Origin of the sequence: Mycobacterium sp. E3298, assembly GCF_001666895.1 — a bacterium.
Lineage (GTDB): Bacteria > Actinomycetota > Actinomycetes > Mycobacteriales > Mycobacteriaceae > Mycobacterium.
On the sequence record NZ_LZJB01000160.1, the window covers coordinates 1 to 1,143 of the forward strand.

General features: G+C 71.8%; 1 protein-coding gene. It reads right to left on the reverse strand.

Features of this window, described 5'->3' with window-relative positions; all coding sequences use genetic code 11:
• Nucleotides 1–12 precede the first annotated feature (12 nt).
• Nucleotides 13–1,143 (reverse strand): FAD-binding protein (locus tag A9X05_RS07575; protein WP_067780395.1); only part of this gene is annotated, 1,131 nt, incomplete at its 5' end.

Here is a 1,143-nt window from a genome sequence, read left to right on the forward strand (position 1 = left end):
CCAGCCTAGGACTCAGCGGCGCCGGCGGCTCATGACGTCGAGCATGTCCAGGACGGCCAGGTGGCTGAACAGCATGCTGGTCCCGATCGGGTTGCCGCCGCCGGGATACGCCGTGCCGCTGGGCGCGGCCATCGTGTTGCCTGCGGCGTAGAGGCCGGGTATGGGATTGCCGGACGTGTCGAGCACCCGGGCGGCGGCGTCGGTGCGCAGGCCGCCCTTTGTGCCCAAATCGGAGATCCCGAACGCCGCGGCGTGGAACGGCGGGCGTTCGATGGGCACCAGCGGCGAGGCGCCGCCCGAGAAGGCGCGGTCGAAAGCCTCGTCGCCCCTGCCGAAGTCCTCGTCGACGCCCGTGGCGGCAAAACCGTTGAACCGGGCCACCGTTGCCGCCAGCCGCCCGCCCGGCACGCCGATCTTGTCCGCCAGTTCCTCCAAGGTGTCCGCGGTGTGCCACAGGCCGGCGGCGACGTACTTCCCGGTCTCGACGATGGACACGTTGGCCGCCTTCACCGGGGGCACCTCGCCGTCGGAGTCGTCGTAGATCATCCAGTACGGCAACGTGATTGAACCGTCCTGCAGTTGCGCGATGATCTCGCGGCCCGCCCGGTCGTACGCCTGGGACTCGTTGACGAACCGGTCGCCGTCCTGGTTGACGAAGATGCCGCCGGTGAACCACAGCGCGAACGCGGACCGCCCGTCGGGATGGGTCATGCCCGGTGACCACCACGCCTGGTCCAGCAGGTCGGTGTCGGCGCCCGCGGCGATGCCGGCCCGCAGCGCCAGGCCGCGACTTCCCGGGCCGCCCATGGTGTCTCGCGCGGTGCCGGGCACCCCGAATTCGCGGCGCATCTCCTCGTTGTTCTCGAAGCCGCCGGCGGCCAGCAGCACGCCCAGCCGGGTGCGGATGGCCCGCCGCTCGCCGCCGCTCTCCACGATCGCCCCGGTCACCGCCCCGTCGGAAAGGACGAGCTCGACCAGGGCGGTGTCGCGCTGTAGCGCCGCGTTCGGGTACTGAGCGATCGCCGTGAGGAACCGAGCGATCAGGGCGCGGCCGCCGAGGTAGTAGTCCGAGGGTGGTTCGGCCCCGAGCCGGTCGGTGTCCAACGGCCCGCGGATCACCTCCCGCAGTTCGGGGGCGGCGGC